25 protein-coding genes are annotated in these 23,230 nt (G+C 62.5%); 15 read left to right on the forward strand and 10 right to left on the reverse strand.

What is annotated here, in order from left to right; all coding sequences use genetic code 11:
• Positions 1–60: 60 nt before the first annotated feature.
• The 4 genes from fabZ to lpxB are packed head-to-tail and all read left to right on the forward strand — an operon-like array spanning position 61 to position 3,279.
• A complete protein-coding gene (gene fabZ / locus ACVC7O_RS10820; protein ID WP_458322149.1) occupies positions 61–531 on the forward strand; it encodes a 3-hydroxyacyl-ACP dehydratase FabZ in 471 nt (156 codons plus the stop codon).
• A 5-nt stretch (positions 532–536) separates the two neighbouring features.
• Complete coding sequence (lpxA, locus tag ACVC7O_RS10825; RefSeq protein WP_458322150.1) at positions 537–1,319, forward strand: acyl-ACP--UDP-N-acetylglucosamine O-acyltransferase; 783 nt, start codon at positions 537–539, stop codon at positions 1,317–1,319.
• A complete protein-coding gene (locus tag ACVC7O_RS10830) occupies positions 1,319–2,110 on the forward strand; it encodes an LpxI family protein (RefSeq protein WP_458322151.1) in 792 nt (263 codons plus the stop codon). The genes lpxA and ACVC7O_RS10830 overlap by 1 nt, the downstream gene beginning before the upstream one ends.
• Positions 2,110–3,279, forward strand: coding sequence for a lipid-A-disaccharide synthase (gene lpxB / locus ACVC7O_RS10835; protein WP_458326075.1), 1,170 nt, complete (start codon positions 2,110–2,112; stop codon positions 3,277–3,279). Before ACVC7O_RS10830 ends, lpxB begins: the two co-directional genes overlap by 1 nt.
• Positions 3,280–3,345: 66 nt before the next feature.
• On the opposite strand, the gene mnmA is transcribed toward lpxB, so the two are convergent.
• Complete coding sequence (gene mnmA / locus ACVC7O_RS10840; protein WP_458322152.1) at positions 3,346–4,488, reverse strand: tRNA 2-thiouridine(34) synthase MnmA; 1,143 nt, start codon at positions 4,486–4,488, stop codon at positions 3,346–3,348.
• A 125-nt stretch (positions 4,489–4,613) separates the two neighbouring features.
• On the opposite strand from mnmA, the gene sciP reads away from it, so the two are divergent.
• The 5 genes from sciP (at position 4,614) to ACVC7O_RS10865 (ending at position 10,272) form a co-directional block, all read left to right on the forward strand.
• Entirely contained in the window at positions 4,614–4,892 is a 279-nt protein-coding gene (gene sciP, locus ACVC7O_RS10845) for a CtrA inhibitor SciP (protein WP_458322153.1), read from the forward strand.
• A gap of 98 nt (positions 4,893–4,990) precedes the next feature.
• Positions 4,991–5,710 (forward strand): response regulator transcription factor CtrA, encoded by a 720-nt coding sequence (gene ctrA, locus ACVC7O_RS10850; protein WP_458322154.1) that lies wholly within the window; start codon positions 4,991–4,993, stop codon positions 5,708–5,710.
• Between the two features lie 118 nt (positions 5,711–5,828).
• Entirely contained in the window at positions 5,829–7,967 is a 2,139-nt protein-coding gene (gene ligA, locus ACVC7O_RS10855; protein ID WP_458322155.1) for an NAD-dependent DNA ligase LigA, read from the forward strand.
• Positions 7,964–10,054: an ATP-dependent DNA helicase RecG gene (gene recG, locus ACVC7O_RS10860; RefSeq protein ID WP_458322156.1), complete on the forward strand. Its 2,091-nt coding sequence runs from the start codon at positions 7,964–7,966 to the stop codon at positions 10,052–10,054. The genes ligA and recG overlap by 4 nt, the downstream gene beginning before the upstream one ends.
• Before the next feature lie 95 nt (positions 10,055–10,149).
• On the forward strand, positions 10,150–10,272 hold the full coding sequence (locus ACVC7O_RS10865) for a hypothetical protein (RefSeq protein ID WP_458322157.1): 123 nt from the start codon (positions 10,150–10,152) through the stop codon (positions 10,270–10,272).
• A gap of 178 nt (positions 10,273–10,450) precedes the next feature.
• Here ACVC7O_RS10865 and ACVC7O_RS10870 read toward each other — a convergent pair whose 3' ends face one another.
• Both ACVC7O_RS10870 and ACVC7O_RS10875 read right to left on the reverse strand, forming a co-directional pair.
• Positions 10,451–11,845, reverse strand: a complete 1,395-nt coding sequence (locus ACVC7O_RS10870) for a methyl-accepting chemotaxis protein (RefSeq protein WP_458322158.1) — start codon at positions 11,843–11,845, stop codon at positions 10,451–10,453.
• 72 nt (positions 11,846–11,917) lie between these two features.
• Positions 11,918–12,370, reverse strand: coding sequence for an iron-sulfur cluster assembly scaffold protein (locus tag ACVC7O_RS10875; RefSeq protein WP_458326076.1), 453 nt, complete (start codon positions 12,368–12,370; stop codon positions 11,918–11,920).
• A 91-nt stretch (positions 12,371–12,461) separates the two neighbouring features.
• Between ACVC7O_RS10875 and hisI the strand changes: the two genes are divergently transcribed.
• Positions 12,462–12,818: a phosphoribosyl-AMP cyclohydrolase gene (gene hisI, locus ACVC7O_RS10880; RefSeq protein ID WP_458326077.1), complete on the forward strand. Its 357-nt coding sequence runs from the start codon at positions 12,462–12,464 to the stop codon at positions 12,816–12,818.
• Positions 12,819–12,821: 3 nt separating this feature from the next.
• Here hisI and gluQRS read toward each other — a convergent pair whose 3' ends face one another.
• Genes gluQRS through trmFO form a run of 3 tightly spaced genes read right to left on the reverse strand, consistent with a single transcriptional unit; the run spans position 12,822 to position 15,668 of the window.
• A complete protein-coding gene (gluQRS, locus tag ACVC7O_RS10885) occupies positions 12,822–13,679 on the reverse strand; it encodes a tRNA glutamyl-Q(34) synthetase GluQRS (RefSeq protein ID WP_458322159.1) in 858 nt (285 codons plus the stop codon).
• On the reverse strand, positions 13,676–14,275 hold the full coding sequence (locus ACVC7O_RS10890; protein ID WP_458322160.1) for a class I SAM-dependent DNA methyltransferase: 600 nt from the start codon (positions 14,273–14,275) through the stop codon (positions 13,676–13,678). The genes gluQRS and ACVC7O_RS10890 overlap by 4 nt, the downstream gene beginning before the upstream one ends.
• A gap of 37 nt (positions 14,276–14,312) precedes the next feature.
• Positions 14,313–15,668 (reverse strand): methylenetetrahydrofolate--tRNA-(uracil(54)-C(5))-methyltransferase (FADH(2)-oxidizing) TrmFO, encoded by a 1,356-nt coding sequence (gene trmFO, locus ACVC7O_RS10895; protein WP_458322161.1) that lies wholly within the window; start codon positions 15,666–15,668, stop codon positions 14,313–14,315.
• Positions 15,669–16,022: 354 nt separating this feature from the next.
• Here trmFO and ACVC7O_RS10900 point away from each other — a divergent pair, with 354 nt between their 5' ends.
• Positions 16,023–16,442, forward strand: a complete 420-nt coding sequence (locus tag ACVC7O_RS10900) for a PaaI family thioesterase (protein ID WP_458322162.1) — start codon at positions 16,023–16,025, stop codon at positions 16,440–16,442.
• A 60-nt stretch (positions 16,443–16,502) separates the two neighbouring features.
• On the opposite strand, the gene ACVC7O_RS10905 is transcribed toward ACVC7O_RS10900, so the two are convergent.
• Positions 16,503–16,736 carry a DUF1127 domain-containing protein gene (locus ACVC7O_RS10905; protein ID WP_458322163.1) on the reverse strand — a complete coding sequence of 78 codons (234 nt, stop codon included), beginning with the start codon at positions 16,734–16,736 and terminating at the stop codon, positions 16,503–16,505.
• Positions 16,737–16,830: 94 nt separating this feature from the next.
• On the opposite strand from ACVC7O_RS10905, the gene ACVC7O_RS10910 reads away from it, so the two are divergent.
• From ACVC7O_RS10910 to ACVC7O_RS10925, 4 genes are all read left to right on the forward strand, one after another.
• Positions 16,831–18,246 carry an aminotransferase-like domain-containing protein gene (locus tag ACVC7O_RS10910; RefSeq protein WP_458322164.1) on the forward strand — a complete coding sequence of 472 codons (1,416 nt, stop codon included), beginning with the start codon at positions 16,831–16,833 and terminating at the stop codon, positions 18,244–18,246.
• A gap of 291 nt (positions 18,247–18,537) precedes the next feature.
• Positions 18,538–18,999, forward strand: a complete 462-nt coding sequence (rplM, locus tag ACVC7O_RS10915; RefSeq protein WP_458322165.1) for a 50S ribosomal protein L13 — start codon at positions 18,538–18,540, stop codon at positions 18,997–18,999.
• Positions 19,000–19,001: 2 nt separating this feature from the next.
• Positions 19,002–19,490 carry a 30S ribosomal protein S9 gene (rpsI, locus tag ACVC7O_RS10920; protein ID WP_159976599.1) on the forward strand — a complete coding sequence of 163 codons (489 nt, stop codon included), beginning with the start codon at positions 19,002–19,004 and terminating at the stop codon, positions 19,488–19,490.
• A gap of 211 nt (positions 19,491–19,701) precedes the next feature.
• Positions 19,702–20,733, forward strand: a complete 1,032-nt coding sequence (locus ACVC7O_RS10925) for a Hint domain-containing protein (RefSeq protein ID WP_458322166.1) — start codon at positions 19,702–19,704, stop codon at positions 20,731–20,733.
• 2 nt (positions 20,734–20,735) lie between these two features.
• Here the strand turns inward: ACVC7O_RS10925 and ACVC7O_RS10930 are convergent, their stop codons facing one another.
• From ACVC7O_RS10930 to ACVC7O_RS10940, 3 genes are read right to left on the reverse strand one after another with little or no spacing between them, the layout of a single operon-like run.
• Positions 20,736–21,353, reverse strand: coding sequence for a TetR/AcrR family transcriptional regulator (locus ACVC7O_RS10930; RefSeq protein WP_458322167.1), 618 nt, complete (start codon positions 21,351–21,353; stop codon positions 20,736–20,738).
• On the reverse strand, positions 21,346–22,215 hold the full coding sequence (ppk2, locus tag ACVC7O_RS10935) for a polyphosphate kinase 2 (RefSeq protein ID WP_458322168.1): 870 nt from the start codon (positions 22,213–22,215) through the stop codon (positions 21,346–21,348). Before ppk2 ends, ACVC7O_RS10930 begins: the two co-directional genes overlap by 8 nt.
• A gap of 49 nt (positions 22,216–22,264) precedes the next feature.
• Positions 22,265–23,227 carry an alpha/beta fold hydrolase gene (locus ACVC7O_RS10940; RefSeq protein WP_458322169.1) on the reverse strand — a complete coding sequence of 321 codons (963 nt, stop codon included), beginning with the start codon at positions 23,225–23,227 and terminating at the stop codon, positions 22,265–22,267.
• Between the last annotated feature and the right edge of the window lie 3 nt (positions 23,228–23,230).

The following is a 23,230-nucleotide window of genomic DNA, read 5'->3' on the forward strand; positions in this document are numbered from 1 at the left end:
CCGCTGCCCTTGAGTTGTTAGGCAGAGGGTCAAGCCCTTGAGGACAAAAGGACAGCAGAGATGACGACCCCCGAGACAGGCCCCCCCACACATGCAGATATCCAACTGATCCAGCGGATTATCCCGCACCGCTATCCTTTCCTGCTGGTGGATAAGGTGGTCGAGATCGACGGGACATCCTCGGCCAAGGGCCTCAAGAACGTCACCATGAACGAGCCGCATTTCCAGGGGCATTTCCCCGGGCTGCCGATCATGCCGGGGGTGACGATCATCGAGGCCATGGCGCAGACGGCGGCGGTGATGGTGGGTGTCTCGCTGGAGATGGCAGACCAGAACATGAAGGTCTATTTCATGGCCATCGACAAGGCCAAGTTTCGCCGCAAGGTGGTCCCCGGTGATGTGCTGGAAATGCGCGTCGAGACCCTGCGCGGTAAGCCCGGTGGCAAGGTCTGGCGCTTTGGTGGGGTCGCATCGGTTGACGGTGAGATGGCGGCCGAATGCGAGTTCACCGCGATGATGGATCTGGGATAGCGCCGATGAGCAACATTCACCCCAGCGCGGTGATCGAAGAGGGCGCGCAGATCGATCCCACGGCGACCGTAGGCCCTTTCTGCTGTGTCGGGCCGCAGGTCACACTGGGGCCGGGAGTGCAGCTCAAGAGCCATGTGGTGGTCACCGGGCAGACCCGGATCGGCGACGGCACGGTGATCTTTCCGTTCTCGGTGATCGGTGAAATCCCGCAAGATCTGAAGTTCAAGGGCGAGGCGACGGAGCTGATCGTCGGAAAGCGCAACCGCATCCGCGAGCATGTGACCATGAACTGCGGCACCGAAGGCGGTGGCGGGGTGACGCGCGTCGGCGATGACAATCTCTTCATGGCGGGCTGCCACATCGCGCATGATGCGATGATCGGCAACAACTGCGTTATCGTCAATTCTGTTGCCATAGCAGGGCATTGCATCATCGAGGACGATGTGATCGTGGGTGGCCTGTCGGGGGTACACCAGTTTGTGCGCATCGGGCGCGGAGCGATCATCGGAGCGGTGACGATGGTGACGAACGATGTCATTCCATACGGTCTCGTACAGGCCCCACGCGGCGAGCTCGACGGGCTGAACCTTGTGGGGCTGAAGCGGCGTGGCGTCGCGCGCTCGGACATCACGGCGCTGCGGGCGGCCTTCCAGATGCTGGCGCAGGGGGAGGGGACCTTCCACGACAGGGCGCGTCGGTTGAAGGATGAGACCACCAGCGATTATGTGCTCGAGATCGTGGATTTCATCCTTGCCGAAAGCGACCGTCACTTCCTGACGCCGGGCTGATGCTGGCGTTGGTGGCAGGACGCGGCGGCTTGCCCGCCCGCATCGCGCGCAGCGTGCCAGAGACGCCGCTGGTCTGTGTGTTGACCGGATTCGAACCCGACGAGTTGGACGCAGACCTGACCTTTCGGCTGGAGCAGATCGGGAGCCTGCTGGCAGAGTTGCAGGCGCGCGGGGTCTCGGAGGTCTGTTTTTGCGGCGGCATCGAACGCCCGCAGGTCGACCCCGGCGCGATTGACGCGGCCACGATGCCACTGGTTCCGACGCTGATGAAGGCGATTGGGTCCGGGGATGACGGCGCGCTGAGCGCGGTGATCGGGATCTTCGAAGAGAAGGGGTTCACCGTGCGGGCTGCGCATGACCTGGTGCCTGATCTGTTGGTGGGTGCGGGCGTGTTGAGCACGGCACAGCCTGATGATCAGATGACCTCGGACATGGCGCGGGGCAGCGAAGTGCTGGCCGCCCTGGCACCGTTGGACGTGGGGCAGGGCTGCGTGGTGGGCGCCGGGCAGATCTGGGGGATCGAGACGCTCGGCGGGACCGACCATATGTTGAAAACGCTGCCGGAGCGGGCCGCACAGGCACGTGCGATTCTCGTGAAAGGCCCCAAACGCGGCCAGGACCTGCGTGTGGACATGCCCACCATCGGGCCCGAGACGGTGGCCGCCTTGGTGTCAGCCGGGCTGGCGGGCCTCGTCGTGGAGGCGGGTGGCGTGATCCTTCTGGAGCCTGAAGCAACGGTGGCGGCCGCAGACGCGGCGGAGCTGGTGCTTTGGGCGCGCGCGCCGGACTGATGCGGGTCTTCATCATCGCGGGCGAGCCCTCGGGCGATCGTTTGGGCGGCGCGCTGATGGCGGGGTTGAAGGCGCTTCAGCCCGATGTGCAGTTCGACGGAATCGGCGGCGCCGAGATGCAGGCGCAGGGGCTTGTCAGCCGCTTTCCCATGGAAGAATTGAGCGTTATGGGGATCGCCGAGATCCTGCCGAAGTACCGCGCGCTGATGGCGCGGATCAACGAGACGGCGCAGACTGTGATCGAGACCGCGCCCGATGTGATGATCACCATTGACAGCCCGGATTTTTCCCTGCGCGTGGCCAAGCGCGTGAAGGCGGCGCGCGAGATTCGCACGGTGCATTACGTGGCGCCAACCGTCTGGGTCTGGCGACCGAAGCGCGCGCAGAAGATGGCGAAGGTGATCGACCATGTGCTGGCGCTTTTCCCGTTCGAGCCGCCCCTGATGACCCTGGACGGGATGGTCGGCGATTTCGTTGGCCACCCGGTGGTGGCCGAGCCGCAGGCCTCCGAAGCCGAAGCGCAAGCGTTTCGCGCGGCACAGGGGATCGGTGACGCACCGCTGTTGTTGGTCCTACCAGGGTCGCGGCGCGGCGAAGTGGAGCGGTTGGGCGACATTTTCGGGCAGGCGATTGCGCCGGTTCTGGCGCGGCACCCTGATCTGAGGGTCGTGGTGCCCGCCGCGGGGCCGGTGGCGGAGCTTGTGCTGGAGAAGGTGCGGAGCTGGCCTGTTGAGCCGATTGTGCTCGACCCGCGTGAGACGGACCTCGACACAGCGGGGCAGGTCAAGCGGGCGGCCTTCCGGGCAGCCGATGTGGCGCTGGCAGCCTCGGGCACGGTATCGCTGGAGCTGGCGGCGGCGCGGACACCGATGGTGATTGCTTACAAGATGAACTGGCTGTCCTTCCATATCATCAAGGCGATGGCCTTGGTGGATACCGTGACGTTGGTCAATCTGGTGTCGGACACGCGGGTGGTGCCAGATTTCCTCGGGCCGGACTGTACGCCGGAAAAAATCGGGGCGGGCTTGCTTGAGGTCATGACTGCGCCCGAAGCGCAACAATCGGCGATGGAGGTCACAATGCAGCGCTTGGGCGAAGGTGGCGACGACCCGGGCCTGCGGGCTGCGCGGGCAGTGCTGTCGCGTCTCTCTGAGAAAAGGACAGGCTGACGCCTGACGGGATGCGTTTGGCCCGTTTGAGGGCCAAACAGGCGCCACGTGCGTGGCGCGGGCGCCTCAGCCCTTGTGAATCCAGCCGCCGCCGTAGATGCGCGTGCTCTCCGGGTCATAGAACACACAGGCCTGTCCGGGCGAGACGCCTTCTTCCGGGGTGATCAACTCGACAGTGGCTTCCGTCGCACTGATCGGGCGCAGGATCGCTTCGGTGGGCGGGCGGGTCGAGCGGACCTTGACCGCGAGCGGCCAGGCCTCGCGGGAGGTGAAGGGGGCATCGCCAAGCCAGTTGATCTCGCGCACGGGCACCGTGCGGGTGGCCAGCATCTCTTTCGGCCCGACAATCACCTGTTTGGCGTTGGGATCGAGTTTGACCACGTAGAGCGGCTCGGACAGCCCGCCGATGCCCAGCCCGCGCCGTTGACCGATGGTGTAGTTGATCACGCCATCATGAGCACCAAGAACCCGACCATCTGCGTGCACGATCTCGCCGGGGTCGGCGGCTTCGGGGCGCAGTTTGCGGATCACCGAGGCGTAGTCGCCGTTCGGCACGAAGCAGATGTCCTGGCTGTCGGGCTTGTCCGCGACCGCGAGATCGTATTTCGCCGCAAGCGCGCGGGTCTCTGCCTTGGAGGCGAGATGGCCGAGCGGAAAGCGCAGGAAATCAAGCTGTTCCGGGGTGGTCGAGAACAGGAAATAGCTTTGATCGCGCGCGGCATCGGCGGCAGCGTGCAACTCAGCGCCGTGTGCCCCCATTTTGCGCTGGATGTAGTGGCCCGTGGCCATGCAATCCGCGTCGAGGTCCTTGGCCGTCTCCAGCAGATCCTTGAACTTCACACGCTCGTTGCAGCGGATGCAGGGAACCGGCGTTGCGCCACCGAGATAGCTGTCGGCGAACTCGTCAATCACCGCATCCTTAAAAATGTTCTCATAATCCAGAACGTAGTGTGGGAAGCCCATGGTCTCGGCCACGCGCCGCGCATCGTGGATATCGAGCCCGGCGCAGCAGGCGCCTTTCTTGGCCAGCGCCGCCCCATGGTCGTAGAGCTGCAGCGTCACACCGACCACATCATAGCCTTCTTCGGCCAGCATAGCAGCGACAACAGAGCTATCGACGCCGCCGGACATGGCGACAACCACCCGCGTGTCAGCGGGCGCCTTGGGAATCCCCAGGGAATTCAGCGGGGCGGTGTGGTCGAGCGGCATTGGAAGCGTCTCCGGGGTTCGACGAAAATATAGGAAAATCCTAATTACTCTCAAGAGGGCGCTTCATCGGTCTTTAAGGCCCGCGCGTCAAGGTCTGCCCGACTGAGTTGTAACGGGTATGAGTGATGTATCTAAAGAAAGTGGATGGGCCGAGATCGGTGACACTGGCCGATGGCAGTGTGATGACACAAGCCGATCTTCCGCCGGCAAATACAAAACGTTGGGTGGCATCCCGCAAGGCTGCGGTGGTGCGCGGAGTCGCCTATGGGTTGATCACGCAGAGCGATGCGCTCAAGCGGTATCAGATCAGTGAAGACGAGTTTCACGAGTGGGTAAAGGCGGTTTCGGAGCATGGTGAGGATGCTCTGAAAGCCACAGCGCTACAAAGATATAGACAACCTTAAGTTGTTAAGGTAAGTTTATCGCAGACGGTAACGTGTGATTAACCTTTTTTGTTCACGGTTAATTCCGACGAAAACGTACACCCGATGCGGAGAAAATCATGCGCGTACTGCTTGTGGAAGACGACCCCACGACCTCGAAAAGCATCGAACTGATGCTCACTCACGCCAATCTGAACGTCTATGCGACGGATCTGGGAGAGGAAGGGATCGATCTCGCCAAGCTTTATGATTACGATCTGATCCTGCTTGATCTTGATCTGCCCGACATGAATGGCCATGAGGTGCTGCGGCAGCTGCGCCTGTCGCGAATCGAGACGCCGATCCTGATCCTCTCCGGTGCGGACGACACCGAGAACAAGATCAAGGGCTTTGGCTTTGGTGCCGATGATTACCTGACCAAGCCGTTCCACCGGGAAGAGCTGGTGGCGCGCATCCACGCGATCATTCGCCGCTCGAAAGGGCATTCGCAGTCGGTCATCGACACCGGTCTGATCTCGGTCAATCTGGATGCCAAGACCGTCAGCGCAGACAACAAGCCAGTGCATCTGACAGGCAAAGAATACCAGATGCTCGAGCTGCTGTCGCTGCGCAAGGGCACGACGCTGACTAAGGAGATGTTCCTCAACCATCTCTACGGTGGCATGGACGAGCCGGAACTGAAGATCATCGACGTCTTCATCTGCAAACTCCGGAAGAAGCTGAGCACAGCCACCGGCGGTGAAAACTATATCGAGACGGTCTGGGGCCGCGGCTACGTGCTGCGCGATCCGGAACCCAGCCAGGCAGATGACCCACAACGCCTTGCCATAGGCGCCTGACGAGCAGCAGCGATGTGGTCCGGCCCAGGGGGCTGGCGCCGGACCAGAGCAACCACCACCTTCCGCGAAATGAACTGGACCTGATCCGGACCTGCGCATATCTAGTCAGATGGGCGACATGGAAAAGGGGCAGGTCTTGGCGTCTGTACAAGATATCGACGAATTGACCGAGGCGGAGGCGACCGCGGAGCTCGCCCGCTTGTTCGAGCTTTTGGCCAAGGCAAACACCGCCTATCACAGCGATGATGATCCAGACATATCGGATGCCGACTACGACGCGCTGAAGCAGCGCAATGCCGCGATTGAAGCGCGGTTTCCGCATCTGAAGCGCGACGACAGCCCGTCCGATCAGGTCGGGGCGGCGCCGGCGGATGGGTTCTCCAAGGTCACCCACGCCGTCGCGATGCTGTCGCTGTCCAACGGGTTCGATGGCGCGGATATCGCTGATTTCGACACACGCATTCGCCGGTACCTGGGCCTTAGCGACGACACCAAGCTGATGTACACCGCAGAACCGAAGATCGACGGGCTATCTCTGTCTCTGCGCTATGAAGGGGGCAAGCTGGTCCAGGCCGCGACCCGCGGCGACGGTCGTATCGGCGAAAATGTGACCGCAAATGCGCGCACCATCTCAGATATCCCGACGGAGATTTCCGGGGCGCCTGATGTGCTCGAAGTGCGCGGCGAGGTGTACATGTCGCATCCGGACTTCGAAGCGTTGAATAAGCGACAGGCGGAGACCGGCAGGAAGACCTTCGCCAATCCACGCAACGCCGCTGCTGGGTCTTTGCGCCAGTTGGATGCGGACATCACGCGCGCACGGCCGCTCCGCTTTTTTGCTTATGCCTGGGGCGCGCTGTCGGCCCCACTGGCGGAAACCCAGATGGGCGCAATCGAGCGCCTGTCGGATATGGGGTTTCGAACCAATCCGCTGGCCCGACGATGCGACGGCCCTGAAGAGCTGATCGCCCATTACGCGGTGATCGAGGCACAACGCGCGACGCTGGGCTATGACATCGACGGGGTGGTCTACAAGGTCGATGACCTGGCGCTGCAGGAGCGTCTGGGCTTTCGATCAACGACGCCACGCTGGGCCATTGCGCACAAATTTCCCGCGGAACTGGCCTGGACGCGGCTGGATTCGATCGACATTCAGGTGGGGCGCACCGGCGCGCTGTCGCCGGTTGCGCGGCTGCATCCGGTCACCGTCGGCGGCGTCGTCGTCTCCAACGCCACACTGCACAACGAAGATTACATCGCGGGACGTGACAACAAGGGCGCCGAGATTCGCGGCGGTAAAGATATCCGCGAGGGCGACTGGGTGCAGGTCTACCGCGCAGGAGATGTGATCCCGAAAGTCGCGGATGTGGACCTCTCGAAGCGGCCAAAGGATGCGCGGCCTTACGTCTTCCCCACCCGTTGCCCCGAGTGTAACAGCGAGGCCCTGCGCGAGCCGGGCGATGCGGTGCGGCGCTGCACCGGCGGTCTGATCTGTCCTGCGCAGGCGGTGGAGAAGCTCAAACACTTTGTCTCGAGGGCGGCGTTCGACATCGAAGGTCTTGGTGCCAAGCAGGTCGAACAATTCTATGCAGACGCCTGGATCAAGGAGCCCGCCGACATCTTCACGCTGCGCGGTCGCTATGGTTCTGGCGTGCAACAGCTCAAGAATCGCGAAGGATGGGGCGAGAAGTCTGCAACGAACCTCTTCGATGCCATTGACGATAAACGTAAAATCCCGCTGTCTCGTCTGATCTTTTCACTTGGCATTCGACATGTCGGCGAAGCGGCATCCAACATGATTGCGCTGCACTATTCCGAGTGGGATGCGTTTGACGCCGCAATGCACGCAGCACAGGATACGGATGCTGCGGCCTGGCACGACCTTATAGATATCGACGGTGTGGGTGTGGTGATGGCCAACTCGCTGGTCCAGACGCTGGCGCAGCCGGCGGAGCGCGCCTCCATCGACCGGCTGATCGCAGAGCTGGACGTGCAACCTGTGACACGACCGGATACCGATGGCAGCCCGGTTGCCGGCAAGACCGTTGTGTTTACCGGAACGCTAGAGAAGATGACGCGCGCGGAGGCCAAGGCGCGCGCCGAGCGGTTGGGGGCCAAGGTCTCGGGCTCAGTCTCGGCCAAGACGGACATTGTTGTTGCAGGCCCGGGCGCGGGCTCAAAGGCGAAGAAGGCCGCGGACCTCGGGATCGAGACACTGGACGAAGACGGCTGGCTGTCGCTGATCGCGGGCGCATGAGCGGACGGCCTGAACAGCTTTTCCCCCTGTTCTCCGAGCTTCAGACGCTGGCGGGCGTTGGCCCCAAGACAGCCACGCATTTGGAGGGCCTGGGCATCCGGGCCCCACGGGATTTGCTCTTCACGCTGCCCTATGCCGGCATTGACCGGAGGCGTCGCGAGACGATCCAGGGTGCGGTGCTGCCGACGACGTTGACTGTCACGGTTCAGGTGGGCGCACACACGCCTGCGCGCACCAAGGGTGGTGCTTATCGCATCCATGTCGAAGATGCGCAGACCTCCTTTCAGCTCGTATTCTTCCATGCGCGCGGGGACTATTGGAAAAAGGTACTGCCCGAAGGCAGCCGCCGCGTGGTTTCGGGCAAGGTCGAGAGCTTTGATGGCATTGCACAGATGGTGCATCCCGATCATATCGTGGCTGAGGAGGAGGCCGACCGCATTCCCCCGTTCGAGCCGGTCTATCCGCTCACCGCTGGCGTGACCCAGAAGATCATGTTCAAGGCCACGCGGGGCGTGCTGGGGCGGGTGCCGAAGATGCCGGAATGGATCGATGCGGCGCAATGTGCACAGGCGGGCTGGCCCGACTTCGTGGCGGCGACGGTGACGGCGCATAGCCCGACGGCACAGGATGATCTGACACCAACGGCCCCCGCGCGAGAACGGCTGGCCTATGATGAGCTGCTTGCGCATCAACTGACCCTTGCTCTGGCGCGGGCCATGGACCGGCGCAAGCCCGGGCGTGTAACCACAGGCGACGGGCAGCTGCAAGCGATGGTCTTGGCGGCGTTGCCCTACCGCCCGACGCAGGCACAGACCCGCGCGATCAACGAGATCAACACCGATATGGCCGCGCCGACGCGGATGAATCGGCTGCTGCAGGGGGACGTCGGCGCGGGAAAGACGCTGGTGGCATTCATGGGATTGCTGCGCGCGGTCGAGGCTGGCGGGCAGGGGGTGCTGATGGCGCCCACTGAAATCCTTGCGCGGCAGCATATGGAATCGCTGCAGCCCCTCGCGGAGGACGCGGGCGTTGCCTTGGAGGTCCTGACCGGCCGTGACAAGGGAGCGGAGCGCCAGCGCAAGCTCGACGCCCTTGCACGGGGGGACATCAAGATCCTGGTCGGCACCCACGCGGTCTTTCAAGCCGACGTACAATTCAGCGACCTGCGCCTTGCGGTGATCGATGAGCAGCACCGCTTCGGCGTCCGCCAGCGGCTGGAGCTGGGTCGCAAGGGCGAGGGCGCAGATGTTCTGGTGATGACGGCGACACCGATCCCGCGTTCCCTGTCGCTGGCGCAATACGGCGACATGGACGTCTCTGTGCTGGATGAAAAACCACCCGGGCGCAAACCGATCAAGACCGCGATGATCAGCACTGCGCGCATGGATGAGGTGATTGCGCGGTTGCAATCCGTGATCGCGGAGGGGCGGCAATGCTATTGGGTGTGCCCGCTCGTGGAAGAGAGCGAGGTGGTTGATCTGACCGCGGCTGATGCGCGATTCAAGCATCTGCGGGCGGCCCTGGGCGAGGGGGTTGTCGGTCTCGTGCATGGGCAAATGCCGTCTGCTGAAAAAGACGCGGCCATGGCGCAGTTCGTGGCCGGGCAAACCAAGGTTCTCGTGGCCACCACGGTGATCGAGGTTGGCGTAAATGTGCCGAACGCAACAATCATGGTGATCGAGCGCGCCGAGACCTTCGGCCTGGCCCAGTTGCATCAGATGCGCGGACGGGTCGGGCGCGGGGAGGCGGCGTCCACCTGCCTGCTGCTCTATCAGGCGCCGCTTTCCGATGGCGGGCGCCAGCGTCTGGAGGTGCTGCGGGAGACAGAAGACGGCTTCGTGATCGCGGAGACGGACCTTAAGATGCGGGGCGCCGGAGACCTGATCGGCACGGCACAATCCGGCGTGCCAAGGTTCCGAGTTGCTGATCTGGAGCGGCAGGCGGGTTTGATGGCGATCGCACAGACCGATGCCCGCCGCTTGCTGGCCGATGATCCAAAACTTGAAAGTCCGCGCGGCCAGGCTGCACGCCTGCTTCTCTGGCTGATGCGGCAGGAGGAGGCGATCCGTTTGATCTCAGTGGGTTAGCGTGCTGGCGCAAATTTGTTCGCGAATGTTCTTATTAAGTTCTTTACACATGGTTAAAAATATGAGAACAAATAAGCAACAAACGGAGAGATGACATGCTCACACAGATCAAATCCATCGCATCACGGTCTCAGGCGACACTTTTGCAGGATATGGTTGGAGCCATGGCACTCGTCGTCATGCTTGTGGTGGGCCTGCACCTGCCGTCCTTTATCTGATTTCTGCCTGCGATCTCGCGCCGCGCATAGGCCAGTGCTTTCCCCGACTGGTTCTTGAGACGAACACTGCCTGTTCCCCGTCTCAGCAGGGTCTGCCCCCTGCGACATATGCCCGGGTCCCACGTGAGAGACGCTTAACCTGACGCCGCCGTCCTGCTCGGGACGTGCGGCGTTTTTTTCAGAACGTGTAGGCGAGGCGCAGCCCGCCCCAATGTTTGCCCTTTACGAAGATCGGGGCCGAGAGGTCTTTCATCATCGTGAACGCACCGCCACCCATGTCGCGGCGGTAGACCTGCAGCAAGAAGGGCTCGGTGTTGCGCCCGGCTTTCAGGCCAACGCGGTCATCAAAGATGCGACGGTTGCGGCAGTTCGCCATGTTCCAGACCGGGTCGTCAGTGGGCGGCTGCGAGAATTTGCGATTGTGCGTAGGCAGGTAGCCGTTGATATCGACGGCGGCGCAGAACACGACCTTGCTGTCCATGTCGAGCACCGGTTCCTGCAGAGGCGGCAACACCTCGTCCATGATGGAGGTACACTCGGCCATGACCTGCTCGGGGTCCGTACCCGGGATTGGCCGGTAGCTGCGATCAAAGAGCCGCGACATGGAGGTAGCGCCGCGATCAACGGCCGCTTCAAGCTGCTGCGAGAGCTCGCGGGCGAGGCTTTGCACCCTTTGAATGAAAGGCGTGTCGACGGAATTACCGCCAATCAGGGCCGTCGACTGCACGATGGTTTCAGAGGTGTCGATCAGGCTCAGGATCCGCTCATGCGTTTGCTCGATACCGGTGGAGGTGCTGTTGACCGAGGCATCAATGCTGCTGAGCGCTGGCGCGAAATCGGCCATGGCAGTTTCCATGCGCTCGGCCTGCTGTGCGATCCGTTGGGCCTGCTCATGTGCGGAGGAGATCGAGGTTTCCATCCGGCTCAGAGCCGTGTCGGTGCCGCCCGCGTTCTCGAGGACATCCGCGGCCTGCGTGGCGATCCCGGAGGCTTCCTGGCCCAATTCGCTGATCCATTTGGTCAGCGTCTCGATATTGTCCGAGATTTGAACCGCGGCATCGCGGGTCTTTTGCGACAGATCGTTGATCGCCTCGGCCACGACGGCAAAGCCACGCCCGGCGTCCCCTGCACGGGCGGCTTCGATCTTGGCATTGATCGCCAGCGTGTTGACTTGCGTCGCGATGCTCGCGATCTGCTGATTGTTCGTCTTCACCGCCGAGAGCGTGTCACTGACCGTTTCGGTGCGTTGTGACAAATCCTGTACCCAACTCGCGACGGTTCGCGTCTTTTCACCGGTTGTGCGCATCAGCGCGGCTGAAGACTTCACGTCCTGTGCGGTCTCATCGGTGTTCTGCGCCATGGTCTGCACGGCGTCACGCACATAGGAATTCGCCTGGCCCATCTCGTCGGCCTGGGCGCCGAGCACGGCCAGCCCCTTGCGTTGCGCGCGTGCATGTTCTTCGACCAGATCAAGGAAACCGGCAATATCGACGATCTCGTACCCCAAGGCGGCAGCAGCCTCGGTCAGCCGGTCGGTATACACACTCTCGGAAGGCTGCGGTTGAACAGTCATGGCGCCCCACGGTTAAATCCGGGGCCGATGATCGCAGCATTTTACTTAAAAACTGCTAATTCTGCTGAAGTCTCACGCGCAGTCGGCGCGCAACGCCTGTGCCATCGCTTCGCAAGCGGCTTCGATGCTGAGCAGGATCGAAGCGTGGCGGTTGCGATAGTCGCGTGCGGGCTCCAACACTTCGAAGCCGTCGAAGGGCGTAGCGGGAACCGGGCCTGCGTCCTTCAGCATCGCGCGCAATGCGTCGCGGGCGGTTTCGATCTCGTCAAGCGTGCGCCCGATGATCGCGCCCCCGGTGACGGCTGCCGCTGCTTGCCCCAAGGCGCAGGCCTTCACATCCTGGCCGAAGGCGCTGACCTGACCATTCTCGACATTCAGATCGACAGTGACGGCTGAGCCGCAGAGCGGTGAGCGTTTCTTGACCGTGGCCATGGGCGCGTCGAGCCGCTCCAGATGCGGGATATCCGAAGCCAAGGCGAGGATCTTGCCCGAATACAGCTTGATCAGATCGTTTTCACCCGACATGGCACCCTGTGGTCTTCCGTTGCTCCCGGCTTTCATACATAAGTCCTCGCGCAGCAGATGCAAAAAGGTTTTTGTCATGTCCGTCGAGCCGGTGCCTTTCGATCCCGCCACACTGCGCTTCAATGAAGCCGGGTTGATCCCAGCGATTGCGCAGGATGCGACGAGCGGCGAGGTGCTGATGATGGCCTGGATGAACCGTGCGGCCGTTGCCCGCACGCTGGAGACCGGCAAAGTGACCTACTGGAGCCGCTCGCGACAGGCGTTCTGGATCAAGGGCGAGACCAGCGGACACCACCAGGCGCTGGTGGATATGCGGGTGGACTGCGACCGGGATTGTCTGCTGTTGCAGGTGAACCAGACCGGGCCCGCCTGTCACACCGGGCGGCGCAACTGCTTTTACACCGATGTGACCGACGGCACGGAAGTCGAGCTTCTGCAGCCGATGTAGGGTCTAGGCGCGCGGCAGGCCCACCATCTCGCGGATGTCGGCGGGTGTGGCGCCCTGATCGCGGAAGAGACGGATCGCGCGCGCATCATCCCGCTTGGCCAGGCGCTTGCCCGCCTCGTCGCGGATCAGGCGGTGGTGGTGATACTCGGGGATCGGCAACCGCAGCAGATGCGCGAGCAGGACGTGAATGCGGGTTGCCTCAAAGAGGTCCTCGCCTCGAATCACATGGGTAATGTCCTGCGCATGGTCATCGACGACAACGCAGAGGTGATAGGCCGCGGCCATGCCACGTCGGGCCACGGCGACGTCACCCACGGTGGTCAGCAGATATTCGGCGGTGAGGCGATGGGTGCCCTCGAAGCGCGCACCCGTTTCGGTGAATGAGGGCAGGGGTCCGGCAGCAACGATCGCTTTGGCCATATCGAGGCGTATGGCATCGCCCTCGGCGTAGCTCGCCATACTGCCACCACGACAGGTGCCGGGATAGATGCGCCCGTCCGGCCCGTGCGTCGGCACGCCTTCCTGTGGTGCGCCGGCGGCGGCATCGATGTCAGCGCGACTGCACGCGCACGGGTAAACAAGATCGAGCGCGGTGAGTTCATCAAGGGCGGCGCGAAAGCGCGCCTCGGAGCGCGATTGTTGCATCACCGGCTCTGGCCAGCAGATGCCAAGCCAGTGCAGGTCCTCCTTGGCCTGGTCTTCATATTCCGGCTTGGAGCGGACGCGGTCGATGTCGTCCATCCGCAGCAGAAAGGTACCATCCGCCGCCTGCGCCATTTCATAGGCGGTGAGCGCCGAAAAGGCATGGCCCAGATGCAGCGGACCTGTCGGCGATGGCGCAAACCGGGTCCGGAAGGTCAATTCTTTTCAAGCACGTAGACGTTGGACTTCAAGTCAATGCCCGGCAGATGCGGCCCGCTCTCGCGAAAGAGCAGCCGAGCTGCTGCGCAATCGACCCATTCACAGATGCGCGCCTCGTTGGCGCGATCCTGCAAGGCGTGATCATTCAGGGAGAGCACCAGCAAGCCGCCCGGTTTCATGCCCGTCATCAGATCATCAAAGACCGAGATGGGCGCAGCGCCCGCACCGATGACGCCAATGGCCGCGACAGCCGCATAGTCTGCGAGATCGACGGGCAGCGGCGCGTCGGCTTCGATCACCGTTAGGCTGCGATAGAGACGTTTTGCCTTGGCCTGCGCAATCATCTCGGGCGAGAGGTCAACGCCATCGATGGTTTCAAACCCTGCCATTTTCAGCGCCAGGCCGGAGAGGCCTGTGCCGCAGCCGAAATCGAGGATGGGCTGCGCCTGATCCGAGGTGAACTTGGCGAGTGCGGCGGCGCAGCGGTCCGGCGTCACGTAGCCGTTTTTCTGGACCTCGGCCTCGTAGCTGGCGGACCAATCATCGTACAAAGTGCGCGTCTCGTCCGCGTCACGTGCGTCGTAGACTTTGTTCAAATACTCTTGCGTCATGCGAGCAGGATAGCCGCCTTGGCTAAGCGGCGTCCAGTGCGGCCCCGCCAAGCCACTCCTGCCATGCGATTTTCGCGCGATCCGTGTAGGCTTTGTAGCGGTCCTTGCGGCCGCGCCGCCCGCCTTTCAGACCTTCGACCGGCGGGAACAGCCCGAAGTTCACGTTCATCGGCTGGAAGGTCTTCGCCTCCGCACCGCCGGCGATGTGCGTGATCAGAGCGCCGGTGGCTGTGCAGTCGGGCGGTGTGTCGACCGGCTGCCCGAGGATCTCGCCCGCGGCGAGGCGACCGGCCAGAAGGCCCATGGCCGCGGATTCGACATAGCCTTCGACCCCGGTGATCTGCCCAGCGAACCGAATACTCGGACGCGAGCGCAGGCGCATCTGACCATCGAGCAGGGTGGGTGAGTTGAGAAACGTGTTACGGTGAATGCCGCCGAGGCGGGCAAAGCTGGCATTCTCCAACCCAGGGATGCGTTTGAACACCTCTGTCTGCGCGCCGTACTTCATCTTGGTCTGGAAACCGACGATGTTGTAGAGCGTGCCGAGCTTGTTGTCGCGGCGCAGCTGCACGACCGCATAGGGCTTCACGTCGGGCTGATGCGGATTGGTGAGGCCTACGGGTTTCATCGGCCCGAAGCGCAGCGTTTCGCGCCCGCGTTCGGCCATGACCTCAATGGGCAGACAGCCGTCGAAATAGCCTGCCGTCTCGCCCTCGTGGAACTCCGTCTTGTCTGCCGCCATCAGCGCGTCGATGAAACCCTCGTATTGGTGGCGGTCCATCGGGCAGTTGAGGTAAGCGGTGCGCTCTTCCTCCGTCTCGCCCTTGTCATAGCGCGACTGCATCCAGGCTTTGGACATGTCGATGCTGTCAAAATAGACGATCGGGGCGATGGCATCGAAGAAGGCCAGCGCTTCAGCGCCGGTTTCTGCCGCAATTGCCTGGCCAAGGGCCGAGGAGGTCAGAGGCCCGGTCGCAATGATCCATTGCCCATCGGCGGGCAGCTCGGTGATTTCGCCGTAGTCCACCCGTATATTCGGGTGCGTCATCAGGGCATCGGTGACTGATTGCGCGAAGGGGTCCCGATCAACCGCCAAGGCGCCGCCCGCGGGCAGGCGATGCTGATCGGCGGTCTGCATGATCAGCCCGTTTGCGGCCCGCATTTCCCAGTGAAGAAGCCCCACCGCATTCTGCTCATCATCATCCGAGCGGAAGGAGTTGGAACAGACCATTTCGCCGAGCAGGCCGGTCTGATGCGCGAAGGTGCCGACCGCAGGCCGCATCTCGTGCAGCACGACGGAAACGCCCATGTTCGCGGCCTGCCATGCGGCCTCGGACCCGGCCATGCCACCGCCGACGATATGTAACTCTTCTGCCATGGGGGTCATTTAGGGCAGGGCGCGTGGTGACGCAACCGGCCCGACCGGGGCCGGTGAACGGATGTGGGCTGTCGAGAGAGTTTTGGGGTCGCCGCTGCGGGAATGTCAGGCCAGTGAGAGAACTGGCTTGGAGGGACCTTCCGCCCACGGCGACCCAAAAGCATCTTGGCGCGCTGGCCGTGCCGCAGTCTTGCCATGTTCCTGCCTGAATTGAAATACCGCAGGTAGAAACTCTGCTGCGCGGATTTGGAAACAATGCCCTGACGCTGCGTCAAATGTTCCCGCCCTCACCACCGGCTTGCGCTCTGGGCCTGTTTCGAACACGGTCCCCGGAGGTGAAGGGGGGAGCGATAGATGGACATCAAGATGGACGCCGCGGCGCTGAACGCCTTTCTCGATCAGGTGTTTGAGCAGGTTGCGGATGACTTCATCGTCGAAGAGGTCACGTCCGAGACGCTGACCGTACGGCTCAAGGTGGGTGACAAGCACCTGCGCCCCGGTGGAACCGTGTCAGGGCCAAGCATGTTCTCTCTGGCCGATGTGGCGGCCTATCTCATCACGCTTTCACGGATCGGCCCCGAGGCGCTTACGGTCACGACGAATTGCGCAATCGACTTCATGCGCAAACCCGCCGCGCGCACCGATCTGGTGGGCAAGGTGCGTCTTCTGAAGCTGGGCAAGCAGTTTTCGGTGAGCGATGTGCTAATCTATTCCGACGGTATGGCCGAACCCGTGGCGCGCGCCAGCCTGACCTATGCCATTCCGCCGCGCTGACAAAAAAAGGCCGGGACAAGCCCGGCCTTGAGGAAGAGGTCTGGTCGCGTACCGGGGAGGTTACGCGCGCCAGAACACCTTGGCAGCCTCATAGCGAGCCTGCTCGGGTGTCAGCCCCACATCATCCAACTGCCACACCGTGAGCTGTTTCAGCGCGCGGCGCGTGCGGCGGCGTGTGGTCCACTTGGACACGCAGACAGCAAACTCTACCGCGATGATGGCCACTGTGGGCATCTCTTTGACTTCATTGAGGTAAGCCAAGGTCCGGGGTGAAGGTGTCAGTGCGTGTGCCATGGGAAACTCCTGAAATTGTATTGACACAATATAGCTGTATCGCTATGTCGTATTGATACGATACTTGATACACCCAAGCTAGGAAAACATTGTAATGGGTACAATTTGGGAGCCGGAACTCGCCACGGGGCAGGGACCCAAGTATCAGGCCGTTGTGTCAAGCATCAGACAAGGTATCGACGCCGGCGCGCTCAAGCCTGGTGACAAGCTGCCGCCCGTGCGCGATCTGGCCTGGACGCTCAGCATAACGCCCGGCACCGTTGCGCGGGCCTATACGATCCTGACGGACGAAGGCACTCTGAAGGCCGAAGTGGGCCGTGGCACCTTCATCGCGCCAGACCGCGCCCAGCAGCCAAACGACGCGCCCATCGAGATTGATGTGGTTCCCCATAGCGAGGAGGAAGATACCGATCAGTATAATGTGAACCTCTTCTCTCCACATCTGCCCTGCGTCGGGCAGGATGCGCTCGTGCGGGCGCTCATGGCGCAGGTGGCCCAACTGCCGCCGTCGGGTGTCATGCATTACCCAAGCCGCAGTGGCGCGCGCCCGGCGCGTGAGGCGGTGGTGCATTGGTTGAAAGGCACGCCTCTGGGGCCGCTGCACGAGCGCGATGTCGTTCTCTGCCATGGCGGGCAGAACGGCATCATGCTGATTTTGCAAGCCATTCTGGACGGGCGGAAGCCCGTTGTGCTGATCGAGGAACTCGCCTACCCAGGGTTTCGGCGCGCGGCAGAGCTGTTGCGTGCCGAGGTGGTGCCGGTGGCGATGGACGCAGACGGGATTATCCCCGAAGCGCTGGAGGCTGCGGCCCGAGCGCATGACGCGCAGGTTTTGTGCACATCGCCAGAGGTTCACAACCCGACCTGTGGCTTCACGCCGGTTGCGCGCCGCGAAGCGATTGCAAAGATCGCCCGCAAGCATGATTTCCAAATTGTCGAGGACGACTGCTACCGGATGGGGGTTAATCGGGCGCCCGCTTACCGGATGCTCGCGCCTGGGCGCGGCTGGTATGTCTCGTCGATTGCAAAGACCATCACGCCCGCGTTGCGGTTCGGCTATGCCATTGCACCGGAGGGGAAATCGCCGGTCCTGCGGCGGTCTGCCGAGCACGGGTTTTTCGGCCTCGCCACGCCGCTTACCGATATCTGTGCCGCACTGCTGACCCACCCGGATGTCGACCGCTTGGCTGAAGCGACTTACAAGGCGTTCAATAAATATGTGCAAAGTGCAGTGAACATACTGGGCGCCTATGATGTGGTCTGGCGCCCCGGCGTGCCGTTTCTGTGGCTTCGGCTGCCCGTGGGGTGGCGGGCCAGCGCCTTCTGCCAGGCCGCCGAGGCGCAGGGAATCCAGATCCGGACTGCAGAGGAATTCGTCTGCCGTGATGCGCGCGCGCCCCATGCCGTACGCATGGCCGTGAATGCGGGTGTATCGCTGAAGAGTTTCGAGGCCGCGATGATGCGGCTGCGTGATCTGCTCGACAGCCCGCCGGAACAGCTGGGCGTTTAATCGGGCCAGAGATAGATCTGACGCGCCCCGGAAGGTTTTCGACGCCGTGGCTGCCTTCGGGCGAAATCCTGGATGGTCGTGCAAGGCACATCTGTATGCACAGGCTGTTTGAATAAGATTTCTGTGTATCTGGATGGGGTAAAATAGTACCTATTTTACAACCCTTTGTTTTACATGAAATAATCCCGGACTTGCGTGCTTGACGCGCGTTTTCTGTCGACTATAACCCAGCAATCGAATTTAGGTCACCGCCACCGGGCGTGGGCCTTCACCTCAAACGGGGAACCGTCCATGAAAACCTTTTCTGCAACACCCGCAGATATCGACAAGAAATGGATCCTGATCGACGCTGAGGGCGTTGTTCTGGGCCGTCTTGCCTCGATCGTGGCCATGCGTCTGCGTGGCAAGCACAAGCCGTCGTTCACACCCCATATGGATATGGGCGACAACGTGATCATCATCAACGCTGACAAGGTCCAACTGACCGGCAAGAAGCGGGAAGAGAACCACTATTGGCATACCGGCCATCCGGGCGGGATCAAATCGCGCACCAAGGCGCAGATCCTCGAAGGCGCGCATCCCGAGCGCGTTGTCACACTCGCCGTCAAACGTATGCTGCCGGGCAACCGCCTGAGCCGCAAACAGATGACCAACCTGCGCGTCTATGCAGGCGGTGAACATCCTCACGAGGCGCAAAGCCCCGAAGTTCTGGACGTGAAGTCCATGAACAGCAAAAACACCCGGAGTGCATGAGCATGGCTGAAGAAATCAACACACTCGAAGAGCTGGGCCAGGCTGCTGGCCTCGAAGCCGCCCCCGAAGTGGTCGAAACACCCCGTGAGCCCGTGCGCGACGATCTGGGCCGCTCCTACGCCACCGGCAAGCGGAAAGACGCGGTGGCCCGTGTCTGGATCAAGCCCGGTTCCGGCAAGGTGACCGTGAACGGCAAGCCGCAGAATGATTATTTCGCGCGCCCCGTGCTGCAGATGATCCTGGCACAGCCCTTCTCCGTCTCCGGCACCGAAGGTCAGTTCGACGTGGTGGCGACCGTCAAGGGCGGTGGCCTCTCCGGTCAGGCCGGTGCGGTCAAGCACGGCATTTCCAAAGCGCTGCAGCTTTACGATCCGTCGCTGCGCGGCGCGCTGAAGGCGGCAGGCTTCCTGACCCGCGACAGCCGTGTGGTCGAGCGGAAGAAATACGGTAAGGCAAAGGCGCGTAAGAGCTTCCAGTTCTCCAAGCGCTAAATCGACCCCGTTTTTTGCGAAAGGCCGTCCACTCTGGGCGGCCCTTTTGCATGTTGAGGGAGAGTTTTCGCAGCTTGTTCCCGCAGCGCTCGAGATATCGCTCAAAGCGTGCTGAATTCGAAACACTCCGCGGAATTATATCGGGACGGGGTCTCATTATGCCCATATTTCCCCTTACACTGTCGATGAGCCGCAAATAGGTCCTTGTGATATGGTCATTCGAACGTTCATCGCCTTTGACAACGAAAGCCTCGTTGTGACGTCCAGCCCGTCATCGGGGATTGTGGGCAATCCGATCATCAACAACTCATCCACGCCTGATGGAACCGTGTTCGCGTACAACAACGGCGGTGCAAGCCGTATCTCCCTGGATGATCAGGGCAGCGGCGCATCCCGCTTCAACGATGACCGCCCCGGGCAGCATACGATCACGGATGGCGGTGGCCTCGTGGCCAATGGCACTGCGGTGGAATCAGAATCGATCATAAATATCCGGGCGCTGGACAGTTCCGGCAACCCGACGGGCCCCACGATCAATGTCTACGTCTTCTCGCAGAATGGTAACTTCGGCGATATCTGGGGCTTCGCGACCAGCGCACCTCTGGACGATGGCACATCGTACATCAAGGTCGGTGGCACAAACGCGGGGACCTCGCGCTACAACGATTACATCACCTGCTTCGGCGATGGCACGCGCATTGCGACACCGGATGGTGAGATCGCTGTCGAGGAGATCGAGGTCGGCCAGCCGGTGTGGACGCTGGGCGCTGGCATACAGAAGGTCCGCTGGGTGTCGAGCACGGTGGTGCCAGGGCAGGGTGCGTACGCGCCCGTCGTCTTTGACACAGGCGTGATTGGCAACAGCGCCCCGCTGGTCGTCTCGCAGCAGCACCGCATCTGGGTCGAGAACGCGATGGCGGAACTGCTCTTCGGCAAGCCCGAGGTTCTGATCGCCGCCAAGCACCTCGTGGGCGTTCCAGGTGTCCGTCTGCAGCCTCAGACGCAACTGCGTTACACGCACTTCATGTTTGACGCACACCAGATCGTGCGGACGAACGGTGCGCTGAGTGAAAGCTTTTTCTATGCAAAACAGTCGGTTGGCGCGCTCGAGACAGCGCAGCGGGCCGAACTGGAGACGCTTTTCCCGATGATCGACACCGCGTTCGAGCAGTTCGGCGTGGCCGCCACGATGACATTGACAGGCCGCGAAGCCGCGGCCTTGCGGCCCTATCTCGCTGCCTGAGCTTAGTCGTCCGGGCTGATCAGCCCCAGGCCACGCAGGTAGATCCCGATCCCTGTTTCCAGCAGATCGTCCGCCGGGAAGGGCGATGCGCGCCCCGGTGAATTCCGTGCAAAGAGTTCCACCACGCCGTGGCTCAACGCCCAGATATGGGCCGAGAACATGGACGCGGGGGGGCGCTTGTCCTCCGGGATGTGCTGGCTGAGGTCGGTCGCGGCCTTCTCCAATACATCGTTCGCACGGGTCGCCGCCGCTGCCAGTTCGGGCGTGCGGTTGACCGAGATGCCGCTTTCGAACATCGCGATGTAGTGGCCGGGATATTTGCCCGCGAAGGCGAGATAGGCGCGCCCGGTCGCCGTGAAGGCCGAAAGCGCTGAGGGCTGGCCCTTGTCATAGGCGTATTGCATGAGATCGCCGAAGATTTCATAGCCCTGCAATGCAGCTTCGGCGATGAGATCTTCGCGGCCCTCGAAGTGACGGTAGACGGCCGCCGGGGTCACGCCCGCCTGTTTGGCCGCTTCCGAGAGCGTGAACCCCATGGGGCCGCGCGCCTCGATCAACTGCAGCGCTGCATCGATCAACGCCTGCCGCAGGTTGCCGTGGTGGTAGCCGCGCTTAGGCATCCCAGACGTCCGGTCCGCCACAAATGGTGCTGTCGATCTTGCCGATGGCCTTCACGTCCTTGCGCGCATAGTCGATCCCATGCAGCACGGTGCGAATGGCCGCCAGCCGGGCGCGGCGCTTGTCGTCCGAGCGGACGATGGTCCAGGGGGCCGTGTCCGTGTGGCTGACCGTGAGCGTTTCCGAAATCGCCTGGGTATAGGCGTCCCAGCGGCGCAGCCCCTCCACATCGATCCAGCTGAGCTTCCATTGCTTGAGCGGGTCACGCTCGCGGGCCAGAAGGCGGCGCAGTTGCTCGGCGCGGCCGACGTTCAGCCAGAACTTGAAAAGATGGATACCCTCATCGACCAGCATCTCTTCAAACGGGTTCACCTGTTGGAAGAAATGCTTCCGTTGCGTCGGGGTGCAGAAGTCGAAGACGTCCTCCACTACACCACGATTGTACCAGCTGCGATCATAGAAGACGATCTCGCTCGAGGTTGGCAGCTGCCGGGCGTAGCGCTGAAAGTACCACTCACCCGCCTCCTTTTCGGTCGGTTTGGCCAGCGCGACGATGCGCGCACCACGGGGGTTAAGATTGGCGCGGAACCGCTTGATTGTTCCACCTTTTCCAGCGCCATCTCGCCCCTCAAAGACGAGCACCACCCGCGCGCCGCTCTCCCGTACCCAGGCCTGCATCTTGACCAGCTCGATCTGCAAGGCGTCGAGGTCACCCTCGTAGGGTTTGCGCGCCAGCCGGTCGCTGTGGGGATAGGTTGGCGACAGGATATCGCCACGCTCACCCCGCCGGATCGCATCGCGAATGGGCTGCGGGGCTTCGGTCTCGAAAAAGGTGCTGATTGCGCCGTCGAATGGCAGGTCCATAGGCCCTCCAGGGCAGGTGTTCTGCTGTCAATATGGGATGTTAACAGGCTTAACGCAAACCCGCGCGGGCGGCGGCCCGGTCAATCGCGGCCTCCACTTCGTCGGGAGCGACATGCTGTGGCATATGCCCCACACCCTCCAGCCGGGTCAGTACCGCCCCCGGCACTTGGCGCGACAGCGGTTCGCTGTGGATCTGCATCGGCACGATCTCATCCGCCGTGCCATGCAGAATCTCGATGGGCATGGCGAGACCCTCATATCGCTTGGACATCTCGACCACATGCGGGCGCAAGCTATTGATCTGTTGCGCATTCGCGCGGAAGGTCTGGCGCCGCAGCGCAAGGCGCGGGCCGATGTGGTCCAAGTAGCCGTCAGGCATCGTCTGTGGGGCAAAGATGCTGTCGACATTGCTGCGGATCAGGCTGTCGGGCGTGAAGGCGGACACCAGCGGCGGGATCAGCAGATCGCCCAAAGCGGTGTCCATGATCCGGTATTGCCAATCGAGCTCGCCCGGCCAGGGTTGCGAGACGCCTGCGACCATGACCACCGCTGCTGTCTCTTCGGGACGGGAGAGCGCCCAGGCCATCGCAACGGCACCGCCGAAGGAATGGCCCAGCACGATCGGGTTCTGCACATCCAACGCATCGGCGGCGGCCTGCAGCATCGCGGCCTGCTCTGCTGGCGATTCCGCGGCGCGGTTCAACAGGCCCTCGACGCGGGAGGACGCGCGATCCGTCCAGCCCAGCCCAGGGCGGTCCAACAGGATCACCCGGTACCGGTCCTTGAGCCGATCCGCGAGCGCGAAGGTAAACTCACGCAGGCTGCCCGAAGCCCCATGGATCAGGACGAGATCCGGGCCTTCACCCATCACCTTGGCGTGGACCTCGCGGGTTTCGTCGGCGATCAGTTGGCCCGACGGCGGGAAAGCCTCCGCCGTTCGCGCCTCGCGCGCCGCTGCCCGCCACTGGACAGCCACGATGGCAACGAGGCAGATCAGCGTGGCGATGAGCATGGT

The organism is Roseobacter cerffii (assembly GCF_054226325.1).

Excerpts from the sequence above, each read along its gene's own strand:
- ligA (WP_458322155.1), top strand. The coding sequence starts at position 5,829 with ATGGAAAAGGGGCAGGTCTTGGCGTCTGTACAAGATATCGACGAATTG.
- ACVC7O_RS10930 (WP_458322167.1), bottom strand. The coding sequence starts at position 21,353 with ATGCCTAAGCGCGGCTACCACCACGGCAACCTGCGGCAGGCGTTGATC.
- ACVC7O_RS10940 (WP_458322169.1), bottom strand. The coding sequence starts at position 23,227 with ATGCTCATCGCCACGCTGATCTGCCTCGTTGCCATCGTGGCTGTCCAG.
- fabZ (WP_458322149.1), top strand. The coding sequence starts at position 61 with ATGACGACCCCCGAGACAGGCCCCCCCACACATGCAGATATCCAACTG.
- ACVC7O_RS10875 (WP_458326076.1), bottom strand. The coding sequence starts at position 12,370 with ATGTCGGGTGAAAACGATCTGATCAAGCTGTATTCGGGCAAGATCCTC.
- rpsI (WP_159976599.1), top strand. The coding sequence starts at position 19,002 with ATGGCTGAAGAAATCAACACACTCGAAGAGCTGGGCCAGGCTGCTGGC.
- ACVC7O_RS10830 (WP_458322151.1), top strand. The coding sequence starts at position 1,319 with ATGCTGGCGTTGGTGGCAGGACGCGGCGGCTTGCCCGCCCGCATCGCG.
- sciP (WP_458322153.1), top strand. The coding sequence starts at position 4,614 with ATGTATCTAAAGAAAGTGGATGGGCCGAGATCGGTGACACTGGCCGAT.
- ACVC7O_RS10900 (WP_458322162.1), top strand. The coding sequence starts at position 16,023 with ATGGACATCAAGATGGACGCCGCGGCGCTGAACGCCTTTCTCGATCAG.
- ACVC7O_RS10905 (WP_458322163.1), bottom strand. The coding sequence starts at position 16,736 with ATGGCACACGCACTGACACCTTCACCCCGGACCTTGGCTTACCTCAAT.
- trmFO (WP_458322161.1), bottom strand. The coding sequence starts at position 15,668 with ATGGCAGAAGAGTTACATATCGTCGGCGGTGGCATGGCCGGGTCCGAG.
- lpxB (WP_458326075.1), top strand. The coding sequence starts at position 2,110 with ATGCGGGTCTTCATCATCGCGGGCGAGCCCTCGGGCGATCGTTTGGGC.
- ACVC7O_RS10870 (WP_458322158.1), bottom strand. The coding sequence starts at position 11,845 with ATGACTGTTCAACCGCAGCCTTCCGAGAGTGTGTATACCGACCGGCTG.
- rplM (WP_458322165.1), top strand. The coding sequence starts at position 18,538 with ATGAAAACCTTTTCTGCAACACCCGCAGATATCGACAAGAAATGGATC.
- ACVC7O_RS10865 (WP_458322157.1), top strand. The coding sequence starts at position 10,150 with ATGCTCACACAGATCAAATCCATCGCATCACGGTCTCAGGCGACACTT.
- ACVC7O_RS10910 (WP_458322164.1), top strand. The coding sequence starts at position 16,831 with ATGGGTACAATTTGGGAGCCGGAACTCGCCACGGGGCAGGGACCCAAG.
- ctrA (WP_458322154.1), top strand. The coding sequence starts at position 4,991 with ATGCGCGTACTGCTTGTGGAAGACGACCCCACGACCTCGAAAAGCATC.
- ACVC7O_RS10925 (WP_458322166.1), top strand. The coding sequence starts at position 19,702 with ATGGTCATTCGAACGTTCATCGCCTTTGACAACGAAAGCCTCGTTGTG.
- recG (WP_458322156.1), top strand. The coding sequence starts at position 7,964 with ATGAGCGGACGGCCTGAACAGCTTTTCCCCCTGTTCTCCGAGCTTCAG.
- ppk2 (WP_458322168.1), bottom strand. The coding sequence starts at position 22,215 with ATGGACCTGCCATTCGACGGCGCAATCAGCACCTTTTTCGAGACCGAA.
- mnmA (WP_458322152.1), bottom strand. The coding sequence starts at position 4,488 with ATGCCGCTCGACCACACCGCCCCGCTGAATTCCCTGGGGATTCCCAAG.
- lpxA (WP_458322150.1), top strand. The coding sequence starts at position 537 with ATGAGCAACATTCACCCCAGCGCGGTGATCGAAGAGGGCGCGCAGATC.